The organism is Novosphingobium bradum (assembly GCF_042646485.1).
In the GTDB taxonomy this organism is placed as follows: Bacteria; Pseudomonadota; Alphaproteobacteria; order Sphingomonadales; family Sphingomonadaceae; genus Novosphingobium; species Novosphingobium bradum.
This window is the reverse complement of the sequence record NZ_JBHRTQ010000016.1, coordinates 1-2011: the sequence shown is the minus strand read 5'-3', so window position 1 is coordinate 2011 and position 2011 is coordinate 1. Positions and strand designations below refer to the sequence as shown.

Here is a 2011-nt window from a genome sequence, read left to right as displayed (position 1 = left end):
GAAGGTATGTGCGCATCGGTCGTAGCGGGTTGCGACCCTGCGCCAGTCCTTGATCCTTCCGAAGACGTTCTCGATCTTGTGGCGCTGGCGGTAGAGCTGCTTGTCGTAGTGGTATTGGACCTTGCGGTTCTTGCGCGGCGGAATGCATGGGGTGGTGCCGCGCGCGGTCAGGGCGGCCCGGAACCAGTCGCTGTCATAGCCCTTGTCGGCCAGCAGTTCCTTGGCGCGCGGGAGTGCCGAAAGCAGCAGGAAAGCGCCGTTGTGGTCGCTCATCTGGCCTTCGGTCAGCAGCATCGCGATCGGCCTGCCCAGCCCATCGCAGACGGCATGGAGCTTCGAGTTCAAGCCGCCTTTGGTGCGCCCGATACGTCTGGGAAGAGCCCCCCTTTTAACAGGCTGGCGGCGGTGCGGTGCGCCTTCAAATGGGTGGCGTCGATCATGATCCGGTCGGGCTCCCCGGCCTTGCCCGCCAGCTCGGCGAAGATGCGGTTGAACACGCCCAGGCGGCTCCAGCGGATGAAGCGGTTGTAGATCGTCTTGTGCGGGCCGTAATCCTTGGGTGCGTCCCGCCACATCAGCCCATGCTTGATGACATAGACGATACCCGACACAATCCGCCGGTCATCAACCCGCGGGATGCCATGCGACAGTGGGAAAAACGGCTCGATCCGGCGCATCTGCGCCTCGCTCAGCAGAAACGGTACATCCACAATCAGCGCCTCCTCGACGCTGCCATTGAATCAACCAATCATGCCTCACGCAAGCAATTTAATAGGTCCTGAGCCTAGACACCCGCTGCCCAGACAAGGGCGGCCCGGATCGGCGAGCGGACCCGAATTCATCGGCCGCCATTCTGCAAGCAGGGCACCGCGCGGCTGTTGCGCCGCCCGGATCCCCCCTGCGGAGAATAGGCAATTTGCCGATTTGACCGATGTTTTGGCGGCTGTTCGCTTGTTTTACCGCTCGATCCCGCCAGATTTACTTTGCATACACCCACCATACGTGAGCCTCTTGGCGATCCGTCGCTCCCAACACCTTCCAAAACCTTCTTTATATCAGCCCATATCTATTTGAAATGATGACGAGACTATTGCCTCCGCCCCCGGCTTGGGGCTAATCCTGCCCGCGCCGCACACGGCACCGGGCCAAGCCTGCCACGCATCGGCAAGCCGGCGGGCGAGAGGAGCATGGACGAGATGGAAGCGAAAGCCGCGCCGCGCGGGCGTCCCGTGCCGGTTCCCGATGAAACCTCGGCCGGGTTCTGGGCGGCGGCGGCGCGCCACGTCTTCACCCTGGCGCGCTGCTCGGCCTGCGGCGAGATGACCTTCCCGCCCGATGTCACCTGCCCGCACTGCCTGTCCACCGAGCCGGAGTTCCGGTTCGAGCCGGCCAGCGGGCGCGGCCGGCTTCGCACCTGGAGCACGATCCACCGCTCGTTCCTGCAGGGCTTCGAGACGCCCTATATCCTTGCCGATGTCGAACTGGTCGATCATCCCGAGGTGCGGATCGTGGCCCGGCTGCTCGATTGCGTCGAGGCCGAGCTGCGTATCGGCCTGCCGGTAACCGTCGCGTTCGAGCAATTGCGCGAGGATGTGGCCGTCCCCGCCTTCCGCCTGGAGACCGGGGCATGAGCGGCCTGTTCGCGGCGCGCAACCAGGTGGCCATCGCCGGCTACGCGCAAAGCCCGATCCTGCGCCGGGCCGAGCGTCCGCTGGGTGCCACTACGGTGGAAACCGCGCGCCAGGCCATCGCCGACGCCGGGCTGACGGTGGACCAGATCGATGGCTTCGTGTCCTCGCCGCTGTTTCCCACCTCCGGCGGCCAGGCCGCGGTGGACGGGCTCTCGGTGGTCACCTCCTCCTGGCTGGCCCAACACCTGGGCGCCGATCCGGCCTATGTCGTGGGCTTCCAGGGCATTGGCCAGCTCACCGGCTCGCTGACCCTGGCGGTCAACGCGATCGCCAGCGGCGCGGCCAGATATGTCCTGTTCCACCGCGCGCTGCACAATCCG

Annotated in this window: 1 protein-coding gene and 2 pseudogenes; 2 read left to right on the top strand and 1 reads right to left on the bottom strand. The window is 65.3% G+C overall.

From position 1 onward, the window contains the following. Positions 1 to 677 (bottom strand): annotated as a pseudogene (locus ACFOD9_RS14745) (IS5 family transposase); the annotation flags it as partial. Positions 678 to 1187: 510 nt separating this feature from the next. Between ACFOD9_RS14745 and ACFOD9_RS14740 the strand changes: the two are divergent. Together ACFOD9_RS14740 and ACFOD9_RS14735 are read left to right on the top strand one after the other, a co-directional pair. Next, the gene (locus ACFOD9_RS14740) at positions 1188 to 1631 is read left to right on the top strand and encodes a Zn-ribbon domain-containing OB-fold protein (protein ID WP_379510892.1); all 444 of its coding nucleotides are present in this window, start codon (positions 1188 to 1190) and stop codon (positions 1629 to 1631) included. After that, positions 1628 to 2011 (top strand): annotated as a pseudogene (locus tag ACFOD9_RS14735) (thiolase C-terminal domain-containing protein); the annotation flags it as partial. The gene ACFOD9_RS14740 and the pseudogene ACFOD9_RS14735, both read left to right, overlap by 4 nt.